The organism is Peribacillus sp. NPDC096622 (assembly GCF_044762665.1).
GTDB classification, from domain to species: domain Bacteria; phylum Bacillota; class Bacilli; order Bacillales; family DSM-1321; genus Peribacillus; species Peribacillus frigoritolerans_B.
The window spans coordinates 1-15,688 of record NZ_JBIWES010000035.1 but is presented as its reverse complement, the minus strand read 5'-3'; the positions used below and the strand labels follow the sequence as shown (position 1 = coordinate 15,688).

The 15,688-nt window shown below is 38.3% G+C and carries 11 protein-coding genes and 1 pseudogene; 9 read left to right on the top strand and 3 right to left on the bottom strand.

Annotated features, from left to right (window positions below; translation table 11 throughout):
- The first annotated feature begins 305 nt into the window (after window positions 1-305).
- From ACIQYG_RS25950 to ACIQYG_RS25940, 3 genes are all read left to right on the top strand, one after another.
- Complete coding sequence (locus ACIQYG_RS25950; RefSeq protein ID WP_402844234.1) at window positions 306-1,070, top strand: DeoR/GlpR family DNA-binding transcription regulator; 765 nt, start codon at window positions 306-308, stop codon at window positions 1,068-1,070.
- 163 nt (window positions 1,071-1,233) lie between these two features.
- The gene (locus ACIQYG_RS25945) at window positions 1,234-2,046 is read left to right on the top strand and encodes a Cof-type HAD-IIB family hydrolase (RefSeq protein ID WP_402844232.1); all 813 of its coding nucleotides are present in this window, start codon (window positions 1,234-1,236) and stop codon (window positions 2,044-2,046) included.
- Window positions 2,047-2,056: 10 nt separating this feature from the next.
- A complete protein-coding gene (locus tag ACIQYG_RS25940) occupies window positions 2,057-2,503 on the top strand; it encodes a LysR substrate-binding domain-containing protein (RefSeq protein WP_402844229.1) in 447 nt (148 codons plus the stop codon).
- A gap of 292 nt (window positions 2,504-2,795) precedes the next feature.
- Here the strand turns inward: ACIQYG_RS25940 and ACIQYG_RS25935 are convergent, their stop codons facing one another.
- The gene (locus ACIQYG_RS25935) at window positions 2,796-3,917 is read right to left on the bottom strand and encodes a type II asparaginase (RefSeq protein WP_402844226.1); all 1,122 of its coding nucleotides are present in this window, start codon (window positions 3,915-3,917) and stop codon (window positions 2,796-2,798) included.
- A 584-nt stretch (window positions 3,918-4,501) separates the two neighbouring features.
- Between ACIQYG_RS25935 and ACIQYG_RS25930 the strand changes: the two genes are divergently transcribed.
- Window positions 4,502-6,532, top strand: a complete 2,031-nt coding sequence (locus ACIQYG_RS25930) for a serine hydrolase domain-containing protein (RefSeq protein ID WP_402844223.1) — start codon at window positions 4,502-4,504, stop codon at window positions 6,530-6,532.
- A gap of 94 nt (window positions 6,533-6,626) precedes the next feature.
- Here the strand turns inward: ACIQYG_RS25930 and ACIQYG_RS25925 are convergent.
- Together ACIQYG_RS25925 and ACIQYG_RS25920 are read right to left on the bottom strand one after the other, a co-directional pair.
- Window positions 6,627-6,749, bottom strand: a pseudogene (locus ACIQYG_RS25925) (recombinase family protein); the annotation flags it as partial.
- A gap of 459 nt (window positions 6,750-7,208) precedes the next feature.
- Window positions 7,209-9,002: a response regulator gene (locus tag ACIQYG_RS25920; RefSeq protein WP_402844220.1), complete on the bottom strand. Its 1,794-nt coding sequence runs from the start codon at window positions 9,000-9,002 to the stop codon at window positions 7,209-7,211.
- Window positions 9,003-9,295: 293 nt separating this feature from the next.
- Here ACIQYG_RS25920 and ACIQYG_RS25915 point away from each other — a divergent pair, with 293 nt between their 5' ends.
- The 5 genes from ACIQYG_RS25915 to ACIQYG_RS25895 all read left to right on the top strand — a co-directional run bounded on the left by ACIQYG_RS25915 (window position 9,296) and on the right by ACIQYG_RS25895 (window position 15,367).
- Window positions 9,296-11,455: a serine hydrolase domain-containing protein gene (locus tag ACIQYG_RS25915; protein ID WP_402844218.1), complete on the top strand. Its 2,160-nt coding sequence runs from the start codon at window positions 9,296-9,298 to the stop codon at window positions 11,453-11,455.
- 309 nt (window positions 11,456-11,764) lie between these two features.
- The gene (locus tag ACIQYG_RS25910; RefSeq protein WP_402844216.1) at window positions 11,765-12,244 is read left to right on the top strand and encodes an RNA polymerase sigma factor; all 480 of its coding nucleotides are present in this window, start codon (window positions 11,765-11,767) and stop codon (window positions 12,242-12,244) included.
- A 2-nt stretch (window positions 12,245-12,246) separates the two neighbouring features.
- Window positions 12,247-12,933, top strand: coding sequence for a zf-HC2 domain-containing protein (locus tag ACIQYG_RS25905; protein WP_402844213.1), 687 nt, complete (start codon window positions 12,247-12,249; stop codon window positions 12,931-12,933).
- A 177-nt stretch (window positions 12,934-13,110) separates the two neighbouring features.
- Complete coding sequence (locus ACIQYG_RS25900) at window positions 13,111-13,458, top strand: hypothetical protein (protein WP_402844210.1); 348 nt, start codon at window positions 13,111-13,113, stop codon at window positions 13,456-13,458.
- A gap of 679 nt (window positions 13,459-14,137) precedes the next feature.
- Window positions 14,138-15,367: an NAD(P)/FAD-dependent oxidoreductase gene (locus ACIQYG_RS25895; RefSeq protein ID WP_402844208.1), complete on the top strand. Its 1,230-nt coding sequence runs from the start codon at window positions 14,138-14,140 to the stop codon at window positions 15,365-15,367.
- Window positions 15,368-15,688: the final 321 nt, after the last annotated feature.

Here is a 15,688-nt window from a genome sequence, read left to right as displayed (position 1 = left end):
GACGGGGTCCAAGCCCCACGGGCAGGAACGTTCTGCCCCAGCTACCGTTATCATATATCGATATAAAAATTGTTCAACCAGAAATATCTGGCTGATCTTATAATACGAACGGGGCAGGTTACTTGAAGAAGGCAAATGTTAAAAGTCCAACCATTTTTACTACGATGTGCCCAGGAAACTTTACAAGCTTCAATCTATATTCAAAACTTAAAACAACTTATTGTAAGTGATTTTTTAGATTTTTCACTTATAATTACTTTTATTTTCACTTAAAATAACTTATGATTAAGTTGAGGAGGTTAAAAATGAATCAAGAAGAACGATTGATACGAATCCTTAACTATTTAGAAATCCACAAAACAATGAACATCAAACAGATGTGTGAAACATTTGATGTTTCACGTGATACTGCAAGAAGAGATATCGTGGAGCTTACGAACAAAAAAATGGTAGTTAGAACTCATGGTGGAGTTGCATTACCATCATTTCATAAAAAAATTGATGATTATCGGGATCGATTACACGCCGAATCAGAAACAAAGAAATTAATTGGAAAAAAAGCTGCAAGTATGATAACAGACAATGAGATGATTTATTTAGACGTTTCAACAACAGTCAATTTTATAGCTCAATTTTTAAAAGCAAGACAAGTTACCATTGTAACCAATTCAATTGATAGCGCTTATGTATTGGCTCAATCTGAAGATACAACTATACACTTTTTGGGAGGTACTCTAAATAAATCAACTCGGCATGTCACGGGATTTTCCGCCATAGAAAAACTAAAAGATTATCATTTCAATAAGGTGTTTATTGGAGCGGCAGGTATTATGGAAGATGGCATTTATTATGGGCTTGAAGAAGATATTTACTTTAAGCGAGAATTGATAAAACATGCTGATCAAGTCATCTTATTGACAGACCACACAAAACACAATCATCGACAGAATTACAGAGGTCTGATATTTGAATCCATTGATACCATTATTACCAATAAATCAATGCCTAATAATTTATATAGATCTATAGAAGAACATGGTGTTGAAGTGCTAATTACAGATACAGAATAAGACTCGTTGATCGGGAGAATATTATTATGCTTAAATCCATTATTTTTTATGTAAATGGTACATTCACCACGATTATGACCAATTGCTTTCCCGATAATGAATTTAAAAGTGGTTTTAACCAATATAAAATTAGATATTCACCACGAGAGGAGTTTCAAAGACGATGATTAAATTATTAGTCAGTGATTTAGATGGAACATTAATTGATAAAAAGAATCAAGTGGCTTTACATGACATAAAAGCATTGAAAAAATTACGGGAACATAACGTAGACATCTGTCTTGCAACTGGAAGAATGGACAACGAAATTATGGAAGTAGCTAAAGTGGTTGGAGACCAATTCCATCGCGTAAGCCAAAACGGATCATTTGTCAGGACCAATGACCACGTTTCTCTTCACTCACAAACATTTGAGCATGGGCTCGCAAAAAAGCTGTATGAATCGGCATATTCAGATCGTAACATTACAATCGTTTGTTCAAATGACACCAACTTTGTAGCGCAAAAAAATGATGTCATTCACCAAATCGAAGAACGTTTTTTCTTTCCGATTGAAGAACAAGATGACATGATAAATGCAATTGGTCACTCACTTACCCCTTCTAAAATTTCGGTATTGGGCCATCATGAGGAAATATTAGAAATGCAGCAATCTATTCAAGATGTTTTTCACGAGGAGGTGGATACATTCATTTCTGAAAAAGGCTGTCTGGACATTATGCCGAAAAACATCAGTAAAGGAAATGCCTTATTAATCCTTTTAAAACACTTGCAGCTCAAGCCCGAAGAAATCGCATGCGTAGGTGATTCTTTTAATGACATCCCTATGTTTAAACTAACACCAAATAGTTTTGTGATTTCTCATGCCCATGAAGATGTCAAAAAAGAAGCAACCTATGTCGTTGAGACAGTCAGTGAAGCAGTGAAGATGATTCTTGAAAAAAATACCCGTGAACAAAATATGATTCACTCATAAGGGTTCTGGCGTGAAAGAATGCAAAAAGGAAAAAGATTTTGAGAAAGTTGCTTCGAGTGTTTTTGGTTTTTTAAATACATCAGGGCGTTTATGGATTTCCAAGTTATTCAACGAACGGGTGCGTTCGTATTGTAAGGTTAGCCAGTTTTTTAAACTGTACCCTTTTGAAGATTTGGGTCAGTTTAATATGCTGGTCTTTGGTGATGGATGCCACTATCGGGATGCATTGGAAAGTTGGATGGAAGAAGAGGGAATCTACCCAAAACGAACCCTTAAATTTGGTACAATTGAGGCCATTATAGGTTGTATTAAGGCTGGCATGGGAATAGCCGTTATGGTTCAATCCGTTTTAAAAGATCATCAGCAATCCCTACATGTAACGCCTTTGCCAGAAAAGTATGCAAAAGTTCCTACACATTTTATTATGCGAAAAGACGTAATGCTTTCTGCTGATTAGGTAATAATTTGCACATATTATAAATGTTATTTTTCAAGTGTAGTATTTTACTAGTATCTATTTAATAGGTACCCGTATTATTGTTTTACTTTTGAATGGAGGCTATTTTTTGTCCCTGGATAGGTAAAGTGAGATACACTATAAAAATGCGAAATAACTTAAAACATAAATATAAATTAATAATCCAACCAAGGGATGGTTAAAAATAAAATAAAAGCATACGTTGGTGATTTATACCATCGTATGCTTTTATTTTCACTATTAGTTAATCAAGGAATTCTAATTTTAAATATTAATATTCGTTAAAAAATTGCTGAATTTCTTTTGGATCATCTGTTTTTGTTAATGCAAGCATCGTCAAAATGCGTGCTTTTTGAGGATTAAGTGAGTCTGCTGTAACAAAATTATTTTCATCGTCAATCTTTTCTCTCGTAACAATACCATTTCCTACACGGCTAGATCGAGTAATAATCAAGCCTTTTTTGATAGCGTCTTTAGCACCCTCAAAGGCAGTATCAGAAGTTAAACCGTTTCCTTCACCTGCTATTATGATCCCTTTAGCTCCTGCTTTCACAGATGCATCGTAAAAATATCTACTATCATTTTGATAGCTATAAATAATGTCCACTTGAGGAAGTTTATCTAGTTTCGATACATCAAAAACCGATTTGGTTGTATGTTTACGAGTGGGTTCATTGTAGAAAAATATTTTATTACCTGCGATTGCTCCTAAATAGCCTTGTTCCTCAGATTGAAATGTATCTGTCATGGTAGTATTGGTTTTTGTGATATAACGTGCAGAACCTATCCGGTCATTTAATGAGATTAAAACACCTTTGTTCTTAGCATCTTTACTAGCAGCAATTTTTACAGCATTATATAAGTTTAAAGGTCCATCTGCACTTATAGCTGTAGCCGGTCTCATTGATCCAACAATCACGACAGGTTTGTTGCTTTTTACGACCAGATTTAGAAAGTAAGCAGTTTCTTCTAAGGTATCTGTTCCATGCGTTACGACAATTCCATCAACGTCTTTAGATTTTAATAACTCATTAATTCGTTTCGCCAATTTTAATAAGGTTTTATTATCCATATTATTACTGCTAATATTGGCGATTTGTTCACCACTCACATTTGCTACTTGTTTTAGTTCAGGAACAGCTTTAATAAGTGTTTCAACACCAAGTACACCTGCTTGATAACCAGTTGTGTCAGTATTGGACGTAGCAGAACCTGCAATCGTTCCACCAGTAGCTAAAATTTTCACATTGTTTAACTTGGGATTTGTTGAAGTTGCTTCTACTTTCTCTTCTTTTGGATTACTATTTGCTGAGCTATGGATAGCAGTGATAGATCCAGAAAATAATAGTGTAACTAATAGAAACGTGATTCCAAGATATTTTTTAATGTTCATGTCTAGTTAGCTCCTTCTTTATTAAATTATGTACGACATATGAAAATACTATACTACCATATCTGGATAGTAATATGTTGTCTATAAAGGAAAAAAGAGTAGTATATACCTAAAAATACCCGTTCGTAAAAGTACACTTTTACGAACTTTTTTTGATTGTTACTTTTTTTAAATAGACTCTGTGCAATGTATCTAACTTTATCACTAAGTGTTCAAGCGGAAGAAAATTATAAAAAAGAAGGGAAAGTATATCAAATCCACTATGATTATAAACCAATCTATAATTTGTAAAAGACGTCATTAGAATTTCTCCTCCTCTTTCTTTTCTTTACTAATACGTTATGAGCCGCTCTTCGATTCTAACTTTTCGCCTGTCACATACGGTAGTGTCAAAGTGTCATGATTTATAGGTCATGACTACAAAACTATCCGTACTACGCTCTATTTTTTATGTCATGCATGAGGATGACGAAAGGTCACTAGCTACTATGACTTTCCGCTTGCTACACTCGGTTTATACACTGACGAACTGACTACTCGTTGTGCTAACAAAAAATTTCAATCAAATAAAGGAGCGTACAAAAATGAAACAAGCAATTAACAAACTGGGGATCGTTGCAATTCTTCTTTCTTCTTCAACCATGATTTCTGCATGTTCCCAACAATCGTTAGAAGCAGGAAAATCAAAACCATCGGCATCCACGACTAATATCCAAATGACGAAAGGACCTAATAATAAAAAAGAAATAGAATCTTTTGCTGATCCGTTATTTGAAGAAAAAATGAAGAAGTACAATGTGAACGGTTCTAGTTTTGTCGTCGTTCATGATGGAAAGGTCGTTGTCAATAAAGGGTATGGATATGCCGATAAAGAAAAGAAAATCCCCGTCACTAAGGACACGGTCTTCCAAATTGCTTCAGTCACGAAAACTTTTACTGCTTTGGCTGTGATGCAGCAAGTCGATAAAGGAAAGCTTAAACTAGATCAAGACGTACAACAATATTTTGGTGGATTACAAATACCTAATCAAACTGGGAAACCTCTTACCCTGTTTGATATGCTCACTTATACCAGCGGGGTAGATTTTCCCGATCTCACAAACATAACTGGGCCTGAATATATTAATAATAGTGTACCGATGAAAGAATTTTTCTCTAATCATATGCCAACTGTGGTACGGCCACCGGGAGAAGTTTATACGTATGACAACGTCGCATTTGCGCTCGCAGGGTTTGCAGTGGAGAATGTTACTAACACCACTTTCTCGAAATATATGGAAAAGAACATTTTCAAACCATTAGATATGAAATCTACAAGCATGAGCTTTACGCCTGATCTTCTCGAAAAAATGGCTACACCTTATGGTCCCACTGGCGATCCGATTCCAACAAGTGGGAGCGGTATAAGGGATACACCACAAGGAGGCATTTTATCTACTGCGGAAGACATGTCAAAATACATGATTATGCAACTACAGAAAGGAAAGTTTAAAGACAAAGAAATTGCAAGTAAAAAAAGCATGGATATGATGCATGCCTATCAAGTTTTTGATGATAAGACGATTCCTGTTGCGACAATTGGATTTGAAACGCCTTTTAATGAATTTGCTAACGGTCAACACGTTGTAATAAAAGGGGGAAGCATGCCTGGACATCAATCAATGCTGATTTTAGTGCCTGAACAAAAAACAGCATTCTTCATGTCTTACAATAATGATTCAATGATGAGTATAGACATATATGAAACTCTCATGGATCACTATTTCCCTGCTAAGAAGAATGAAGTAAAAACAAGTTATCTCCCGTTAGAGGAAAAAGAAGCTCATAAATATTTGGGCTTATTCCAAAATACGCGTTTCGCTGCAATTCGCACTCATTTTACTTATGAAAATGGGAATTTGGTCATGGAGGGTGGAACAACTGGAAAACAAGTTCTCAAAATGATTCATCCGTTGTTATTTGAAGATTCGGAAGGCAACAAAGTTGCTTTCAAAAAGAATTCAGCTGGAGAAATCGCATATTTTCACTACAACTCTCCTAAAAGCCTTGATTTTGTAGCAGATGCCCAGAGAATTAACAACAAACCACCTTTTGATGACGTTCCACAAAAGAGTAACTATAGAAGTCACATTGATAATCTTCATGCTCTAAATATTATGGGTGCTAAAACAGGTAATCAATTCAATCCGATGGACATCATGACACAAGGAGAGTTTGCGGATACGTTGTTACTTGCTTATGGATGGAACGGTTTTCCAGACGACTCCAAGGAGGCAAGGGAAAAAATTATGAAAGGAATTCCAGGGTATGACCGTGCTACTCCGATTACCCGACAGGTCGCAGCAACCATGATTCAAAACTTAAAGCAAATTCATGACATGAAACCGATTCAACCTGACAAAGCTATTAAAGTTAAATTACTTGATGCTGCGGATGACTGGGCAATTCAATCGATTCAGGCACTTGCCTCCCAAGGAATTCTAGACCCTGATACTTCCATCAATGCTGACGGATCCTTTACCTTCCGTCCCAGGGATCTGTTACTACGTCAAGAAGCGAGTGCCTTACTCGATTTGGCTTTTGGTTATCATGCTTTGCCTATTAAGCAGAAGTAAGCATTCATCCAAACATGAATCATAGCAAGTATTTAAGGGGAGTACCAGTATTCTTACAATAGGAGGAAAAGTAGCATTTCCTATAGGAGAGATGCTACTTTTCTTCTTCGTAGTCCTTCATTTTTTTATAAAACGTGTTTTTCTTTTGTTCTAACATTTCCATAATCATAACAGCTGTTATTTCTCCATTCCTCCATTTTGAATGAGTTTCTTCTATGTTTAATCAATTCAGAAAGACTTAGTATATGATTATGGAAAAAACGCATGCTAAGCCCTCCAAATTAACTGGAGGGCTTTTTGTAGCTTTGAAATAAAGTCACGATGTTCATAAAAAAGATGCGAAATCAATACTTGATTTTGGTCTTCCGTAATATCGGGGCAGGATAGCATTCCTGTAGGTAATCTATTAAACATTCTGACTTAGATACATATAAAAAGGGTCTAATAAGATACGTGTTAAAATAAAAAAACATACAAGGCGCTTATAAATTTAACTAGTGTGTTGATCCAAGGAGGATTAATGCGCTTTTTTTGTTGAAAAACAGTTTAAATTTCTATAATGGTTAAAACTACTATTATGTGACTTTAACTTGTTAAGGTTGATAAACGATTTGATTAATACGGGGAAGAAGCATTTGAAAAAAACAAGAGAAATATCGAAAAAGTTCTCCTGCTCCTACACGATATTCTCCGTTCGCGCCATTTTTATTGCTTCTTCACGGTTGTTGACGTCGAGCTTCGAGTAGAGCTTCGAGCAGTAATTGCGGACCGTTCCCTCCGATAAAAATAGCTTTGCGGCGATTGACTTGTAGCGCAGCCCGTTTGACAGATGCTCCAGAATCTCCATTTCGCGTTTCGTAAGCCTGTAAGGGTAGTTTTCCTTACTTGAGCCGATCTTCTCCAACTGCTCGCGTTGACGCTTCATCTCTTCGAAAACTCGCGTAGCGACCGATTGGTCGATCCAGGTTCCTCCGTTATAAATAAGTTTCAAGGCTTCCTTCATCTCCCGCGGATGAATCGACTTCAGCATGTAGCCTTCCGCCCCACGCTCCAATGCAGTTGCCGCCTGCAAGGTATCCTCAAACGTTGTCATGAGCACAATCTTCATATCAGGCCACCGTTGTTTCATCTCAAGTAAAGCCTCAAGCCCGTCCATTTCCTGCATGCGAATATCCATTAGCACGATATCCGGCTGTGATCGCTCACAATGTTCTAATGCTTCGCACCCGTCCTCCGCCTTACCAACGACGGTAAAATCAGCATGCTGATCCAAAAGTTGCTTCAAACTGTCGGTAATGATCGCCTGGTCATCAACGATCAACAGGCGGATTGTATCATGTACTGGTTCTGTCTGCAACAGAATATTACATATGACTAAAGTTCCTTGCCCAGACCCGGAATGAACGGACAGCGTGCCGTGAAATAGTTCAAGCCGTTCCTTCATCCCATTGAGCCCAAATCCGAATTGGATTTCTTCCATTCCGATGCCGTTATCCTCGATCTGTAACCGGAGCTGCTGACTATCGAAATGCAGCTGAACGGATATTACGTTCGCCTGGCCGTGCCGAACCGCGTTTGTTAGAGACTCTTGAAGGCAGCGATACAGACAAAAGTTTATTTTTTGCATAACGAGAGTCTCACTGCCGATCACACGAAATTTGACCGTTATACCTGTCGATATCATAAACTTTTCGGTTAATTGCCGCAGCGATTCACTTAACGAATGGCTTAACGGAGTATGAGAAAGCTGGTGCAGATGCTTTCGGATATCATCCAGACTGTGCTGGGCAATACCGACAAGCGAATCGACCCTCTCGATCTGCGAAGCAGGTACGGAAGATCGCAGCGATTCGACACCGAAGATGAGCGAGGTAAGTGCATGGCCAATCGTGTCATGCAGCTCATGTGAAAGCCGGCTGCGCTCCTCTATTAGTGTAAGCTCCTCAATCCGCTTAATATGCTGCTCCAGTAACAGCTTCTGCTCTTGAATAATTTGGGCTTGCTTATGGGACTGAATTAATATATTAAACGCGATGCCGATGGCAAAACCAAGGGTGCAGCTAACGATAAACTCATACGGGAGACGATCAGCGATCCAACCGTTCAATGCCGGGAATACGATTCCACAGAGGACGCCTGTCCACATATAGGTTTTTCGACTGCTCGCCAAGCCGATAATCATCACGAGTAAAACGAAAGACCAAAGCAAACCTGGCGCTGCGTAGGCCAAATAAAGATGAAAAATGCCCGCTGCCGTGACATCGACTGCAAGATACCGGTCTTCTTTCTTATAGCGGACGATTAATGGAACGAGGTAAACGACAAAAGCAAGAGAAAGAACAATCCAAAGCGACGCATCGATTAATGAAGGGTTGATAAAATCAGCGCTTGCGATTATGACCAGCCAAAGCGTTCGTATGGCCAAAAATATCCAATCATACCAAAACCATTTTTTCATTATGGAGAACACGGATTATGTACACCTACTTGTATTTTTTTTGCAAACCAATTTCCGAATGATTCAGAGCTATCATGTACCATATCTTCCGATACGTCAAGAGAAGGAGGGGGTAATGGTTTAGAAATTGGCTGTCAACACGTCACATGAGACAGTTGACAGTTTGTCATGCGATATATGTGAAGGGTTCGAGCACGATGTCATCAAAAGTTTGGCGGTTTCATCACTGTCCGATTTAACAACTTCGGAGGTAAGGTTAGGGAGTGAAGCAACACAACATTCCAAAATAATAGGAGCGATGCGTTATGAAATCATTCATCATTCAAAAAGGAGCAGCACTTACCTTAACAGCTATATTGGCGGGTACAATGGTATACCCTGCTTATGGAACTGTACAAGCGGTGTGTAAGACGCCAACCCAACATGCTATCGATAAAGCTGCCAATACCGACAATATTCCAGGCGTTATCAATACCGTGAAGAATGGAGATTCGAGCTGGTCATATGCTTCCGGTGAAGCGAATATTGAAAGAAACCATAAGGTGGACGCCGACTCCGCTTTCCGGATCGGAAGTACAACGAAGTCGTTTGTCGCTACGGTTGCCTTGCAGCTTGCTGGCGAGAAGAAGCTAAGTCTCGATGATACGGTGGAGAAATGGCTGCCGGGGCTTGTGCAGGGCAAGGGTTACGACGGCAATACCATTAAGATTCGTCAATTGTTAAATCATACAAGCGGAATTCCAGACTACTTGACTCCAGAGCTCAAGACTAAATTACTCGAAAATCCAGGGGAAAATTATACACCCGAACAGTTAATTGCCCAGGCCATGGAGCTAGAGCCGGTAACGGGGTGGGCATACTCGAACACGAATGCGGCTATTATGGGACTCATTATCCAGAAGGTCACCGGGGAAACATATGCCGAACAGATTAAGAAGCGAATTATTGAACCGCTTCAACTTAAAGAAACGTTCCTCCCTGGCAGCTCGGTAGATATTCCGAAAAAAAATGCACGAGGCTACTTGAACATTGGAGGTAAATTAGTAGATATTACTGTGCTTAACCCATCATTTGCTAACGCCGGCGGGGAAATGATCTCGACAGGGGAAGACTTGACGACGTTTTTCCGCGCTTTATTAGGCGGAAAGCTATTGAAACCAGAGATACAGAAGGAAATGATGACCAGCACAGCCGACTCCCCATATGGAAAGTATGGACTTGGCATACACGGAACAAAGCTGACGGACGGCACCATCGTATGGGGACATGGCGGGGGTATTCCCGGATTTACCAACTTTGCAGGCGGAACGGAAGACGGTCAACATGTCATCTCTATAAATATCAATGTACTAGGAAATGCGGATAAACATATCAACGATATTTTAGCGTCGGAATTCGCAAGAGAAGCCAAAAAAGAACTCAAGGAGGAGGAAAAGAAAAGCAAGCAACGGGAAGAAGTCAAATGCGTCATGGATGAGGTTATAACCAACAAAAGAGTCCCGAGTATCGTGGCTGGTGGGCTACAGGACGGGAAACGCTGGTCCTACGCTACAGGTACAGCCAGCTACGAAGAACCACGCCCGGTGGAGCCGAACCTTTCATTCCGTATTGGAAGCATAACGAAGACGTTCACCGCTTCAGTTGTATTGCAGTTGGCTGAGGAGAAACAATTGAACCTGAATGATTCGGTCGAAAAATGGCTGCCGGGGGTCATAAAGGGTAACGGGTATGACGGCAGAAAGATTACGATTCGTCAGTTATTAAACCATACAAGCGGGCTTGCGAGCTATACAGATTCGAATATGCGAGATATTACCTTGCCTCAAAATCCATTCCGTTATTATACCGTCGACGAGCTTATCAGTTTGGCCCTTGCAAAGCCACCTGTATTTGCACCAGGGGAGGGATGGAATTATTCCAACATCAATACTGTACTAGCCGGTCAAATTATTCAGAAGGTAACAGGAGATACGTATGCGGAGCAGATCAGGAAAAGGTTCATCGAACCGCTCGGGCTGACAGGGACATTCGTGATGGGGAATAGTTCCTATATTCCAGGTGAGCATGCCACTGGATATAATATGGACAAATCGGGTCATTTGTATGATTTGACAGAAGTGAATCAATCATGGGCAAATGCAGCCGGAGATATGGTTTCAACAGTCAATGATTTGACCACCTTCTTCAGTGCGCTGTTGGGTGGAAAGCTTCTGAATCAAGAGATGATGGACCAGATGCTCACAGCAGTTGATTCACCTATGGGTAAAGTCGGACTAGGGATTTATGAAGGAAAAACACCGGACGGGCAATCCTATTGGGGGCATGCCGGCGGTACTTTCGGATTTGAAACGAGAGTTGGCGGACCTATAGGCGGGAAGCATATTTTGGTAACGGCCATCAACTCGGTGGCCCCGGAAGTCTCGGCGGCTCGCGATAAAATATTCAATAAGGAGTTTGGCCGTTAAGTTTAAAGACGACATCGTGCCCTTTATTGGAGGGCGGTGTCGGTTTTCTTGTTGCGATTGCCGTCTCTTCATGTAAGGGGTACATCGGCTGTACCCCTAAATAAGAGTTGCTTTAGTTCTTATGGAACTATCAGGGCAGGTTAGTTAAACAAGTATTATAAATTTTTATGATAGTAAAGCAGGTAACTTTGGTATTGTATTTTGCTAATATATGGTTGATTTAAAAGCAGACTAACGAACTGATATTTTTTTGATTTTTTGTAACGAAATCTTTCTATCATAGTCTTACATATGAAAGGAGGTAGAAGATTGACAGAATTTGAGAGTATATACAATCAATATTTTCGGGAGGTTTATTTATTTGTTCTGAAATTAAGCCGTAATGAAAAGATTGCAGAAGAAATAACACAAGAAACGTTTTTTAAGGCTTTAAAAGGTATAGATAAATTTCAAGGGTATTGCAAAATAAATGTATGGCTTTGCCAAATTGCAAAAAATACATATTTCACCTATCTTAATAAACAAAAACGATACGATACAGAAGAGATAGAAGATATAGCTGGCGAAAATATAATCGAAACGTTGATTTTTAAAAAGGAAGAAACTTTTCGTATTCATAAAGTTTTGCATTCCTTAGACGAACCTTATAAAGAGGTATTTACACTTAGAATATTTGGTGAACTTTCCTTTAAACAAATAAGTGAACTATTTGAGAGGACGGAGAGTTGGGCGAGAGTCACATTTTACCGAGGTAAACAAAAAATACAAGAAATGTTAAGGGAGGAATGAAATTGAGAAAAGTATCATGTGAAATAATTAAAGATATGCTTCCGTTGTATTACGACAGTGTATGTAGTGATGATAGCAAAAGAATGGTAGAGGAACATCTATCAGAGTGTAATAACTGCAAAGTGGAATTTAAAAAAATTCAAGATGAAATTCATATTCCAGAAAAAAGTATTATTGAAAATAGAACGGATAGTAATGTCATAAAAAATATCTCTACTTCGTGGAAAAGATTACGGTTAAAGTCTTTTATTAAAGGTGGAATAATAACTGCATTATTAATAGGCATAATCATTTTAGGATATGTTGGCTTATTTAAATGGGAAATCAACAGTGTTTCAACAGATGTAGTGGAAATTAGGGATATAAGTCAAATGGAGGATGGTAAAATCGTATATTATGCGGATATAAATGATGGGTATAGTTTAAATACAATAAAATACGATATGGATAGCGAAGGGAATTTTTATATGACTCCACTACGCCCCTTAATAAAGAAAGAAGCACAGCCTCCATACGGATTAGAAAAAGGGTATGATTTTATAGATATTAAAGTACAAGAAGAATTTCGTGGTAAGGAAATAAAAAGAATTTATTATGGTACGCCAAAGGATAAAATTTTAATTTGGGAAAAGGGAATGGTATTGCCAAAGGCAAGTGAAGAAGTAGAGAAATACTTTGGATTTGAATAGAATAGAATTTGTCTTTTGTTATTCAACTAAAGGGTGCGTTAGCTGAAGGTCAGAGCTGTCTTTAAGGCTGCTCTTTCTTTATGGAACTATCGGGGCAGGTTAGTGCTAACCCAAAAAGTTCCATTTATCCATTGAGCAAAGAAAATAATTACGGTAATGTTAAATTCAAGGGTTAATATGCCAAATAAAACAGGAGGAAAAATCATTAATAAGAAATTAATTTTGGTAAGTCTAGTATTTATGTTTTTAACTGCTTGTTCTAATACTCCTAAAGATCCAGAAATATTTTCAACAAATAAGAAAGAAAAGGAAATTGAATCATTGATTTTTATGGAACTAGACAAGCAGAAGGTTGACGTTGTTGTAGCTTATGGAATATCCACAGAAACCAACTCAGTTAATTTGGTGATTAGAACTTCAAAAGAAGATTTCGATAGTACTAAACAAAATCTGGAAAAAATAGTGAATAAAACTCTTACTAAAAATGGTATAGAAGGTTTAGCAGTAAATATAAAAAAGAAGTAAATTAAATTTGTTGAAAACTGGCCGATAAAAAACGATTTAATGAATTTGTGAAGAAATCTACTTAAAACTCCCATGAAAATTAAAAAAGCTCAAAATTTAGTAAAAACCACAATAGACCCAGTAAAAACGCTTTATAAAAAAAGGCTGAGTCTTATGAGTAATCTGATTGAGTTTGGTCAATCGCTAAACAAAAACTTCCAATCATAGCATATTAAGTAGAGGCTAGCGCGACGACCAAAAAAGGATTAATCTCCCATGAGTGCTACCCATAAAGGGCGCGACAGTCGGTGGTACACCGTGGTCGTCGGAGTCAGACTAACGGATGGCTCAAAGGCACCATAGTTCAACGACCTTCTTCGCCAGCCATTAAAACATTATCGACATGGAGACCAATTTTCATTCTCTTTGGTGAAGCGCTGATTTTTGCGCTTCATGGATGGCTAACAGGTGCGTTAGTTCTATAAGAAGAAGTAAAAAAAGGTCAATTCCTTAACGTAGAGGAGATTGACTTTTCAAGTTGGAATTCTCTGTACTTATTTCGTTTTAACTTCCATACTTTATTTATGTAGTATATTCTTATCAATTTTTCCCCATTACTTTAACTCGTAGGAGCATTAACTTTAGAACTCCGCTAATGGATAAGCAAGTTAATAATTGTACTTAAAAATGGAGTGATACGATGAATAAGACGTATGATGTCATCATTACCGGTGCTAGATGTGCCGGCTCTACCCTGGCAATTTATCTTGCTAAGGCAGGTTTCCATGTGTTGTTAGTGGACCGATCGACTTTTCCAAGGGACACATTATCAACCCATACCTTTTTCAATAATACTGTCGCTCTTCTTCGAGAAATAGGTGTCTTGGACAAGTTATTGGAAACAAAAGCACCACCGGTACGGGATATTAGATTTCAATTTGAGGATACCGTGATAGAAGGTCTTATCCCTAAGGTTTACGGAGAGGACAGTTGTTATTGTATTAGAAGAACTTATCTCGATCATATCCTACTTGAACAAGCCAAATCTCAAATGAATGTAACCGTTTTAGAAGGATTTCGTGTGACGGATGTCATCCGTGATGACGAAACAGTAATAGGCGTGAAAGGTTTAGGCTGCAACAACGAGAAACAAGAATTTTTGGCTCGCCTGGTAGTCGGAGCAGACGGCCGATCCTCTATTATTCGCAAGCTGGTAAAAAGTGAACTCAAAATAAGTGTTCCGGCAACAGTCGGCATCTATTTCGGGTATTTCTCTGGATTTCGCCACGATAATGTCCCTAAATTTGAAGTATACAAGATAAAAGATAACACAGCCATTCTCTTTCCGACGAATGATGATTTATATGTTATTGTCGGCATTTTCCCATTAGAAAATAAGGAATTGATAGAACGGTTGAAATTAAATCCGGAGAGCTGTCTACGCAATTTCTTAACAGATAACTTTCCGAATACAACAATTGGGGCGCGCTTGAAAAATGCAGACCTAGTAGAACCGGTCAAAGGCATTCTAGGATATGATAATTACTGGTATAAAGGAATGGGAAAAGGATGGGCGTTGGTTGGAGATGCAGTTTGTTTTAAAGATCCTGGCATGGCGCAGGGTATCCATGATGCTATATGTGGAGCACGTTTATTATCCAATATTCTATTAAAGTATAAGGGACTATCCGATCAATCAAATCAAATGTCTGAAGAATATCAAAAGGCAATAGAAGATGAGTTTATGGTTCGGTTTCACATGGGATGCCAAATTTCGAAGAATGAACGCATATCTGAACAACAGGATGCTGTCAACAAGCTAATCAGTTCCCATCCAGAGGCTATAGAGAAATTTTTAGGGATTTACAATTACGCAAACGAGCCCGTTGTTTTAGAAAAAGAACTCGCACGAATTATGCAGTCGATCTAGCAATAATTTTTAGAAATTAAGTGATTCAAGTACAAAAATAATATTACAAATAGGTGCATTGCAATCAAAAGGGTACCTATTTTACTAACGGGTGCTTAATTGAAGATCCGGCTGCCATCGGGCAGCTTCTTTTGTTTATGCAACTGATATGAACGAAACTGTCAACCCACCACATTCAAATGTTTTTAAATGGTGTTTCATTCAGCTATGAATAGAGATATTCCTTGTTCAACTTATAAACCAAATATCCTTTCGGATTTAGCTTGTCAAGGGCGTACTTTCCCTTGATAAGCTAAATCGAAATGGATACAATTCTAAAAG

Bases quoted from the DNA above. Each gene is read 5' to 3' on its own strand.
- ACIQYG_RS25950 (WP_402844234.1), top strand. From the start codon at position 306: ATGAATCAAGAAGAACGATTGATACGAATCCTTAACTATTTAGAAATC.
- ACIQYG_RS25945 (WP_402844232.1), top strand. From the start codon at position 1,234: ATGATTAAATTATTAGTCAGTGATTTAGATGGAACATTAATTGATAAA.
- ACIQYG_RS25935 (WP_402844226.1), bottom strand. From the start codon at position 3,917: ATGAACATTAAAAAATATCTTGGAATCACGTTTCTATTAGTTACACTA.
- ACIQYG_RS25930 (WP_402844223.1), top strand. From the start codon at position 4,502: ATGAAACAAGCAATTAACAAACTGGGGATCGTTGCAATTCTTCTTTCT.
- ACIQYG_RS25915 (WP_402844218.1), top strand. From the start codon at position 9,296: ATGAAATCATTCATCATTCAAAAAGGAGCAGCACTTACCTTAACAGCT.
- ACIQYG_RS25900 (WP_402844210.1), top strand. From the start codon at position 13,111: ATGCCAAATAAAACAGGAGGAAAAATCATTAATAAGAAATTAATTTTG.
- ACIQYG_RS25895 (WP_402844208.1), top strand. From the start codon at position 14,138: ATGAATAAGACGTATGATGTCATCATTACCGGTGCTAGATGTGCCGGC.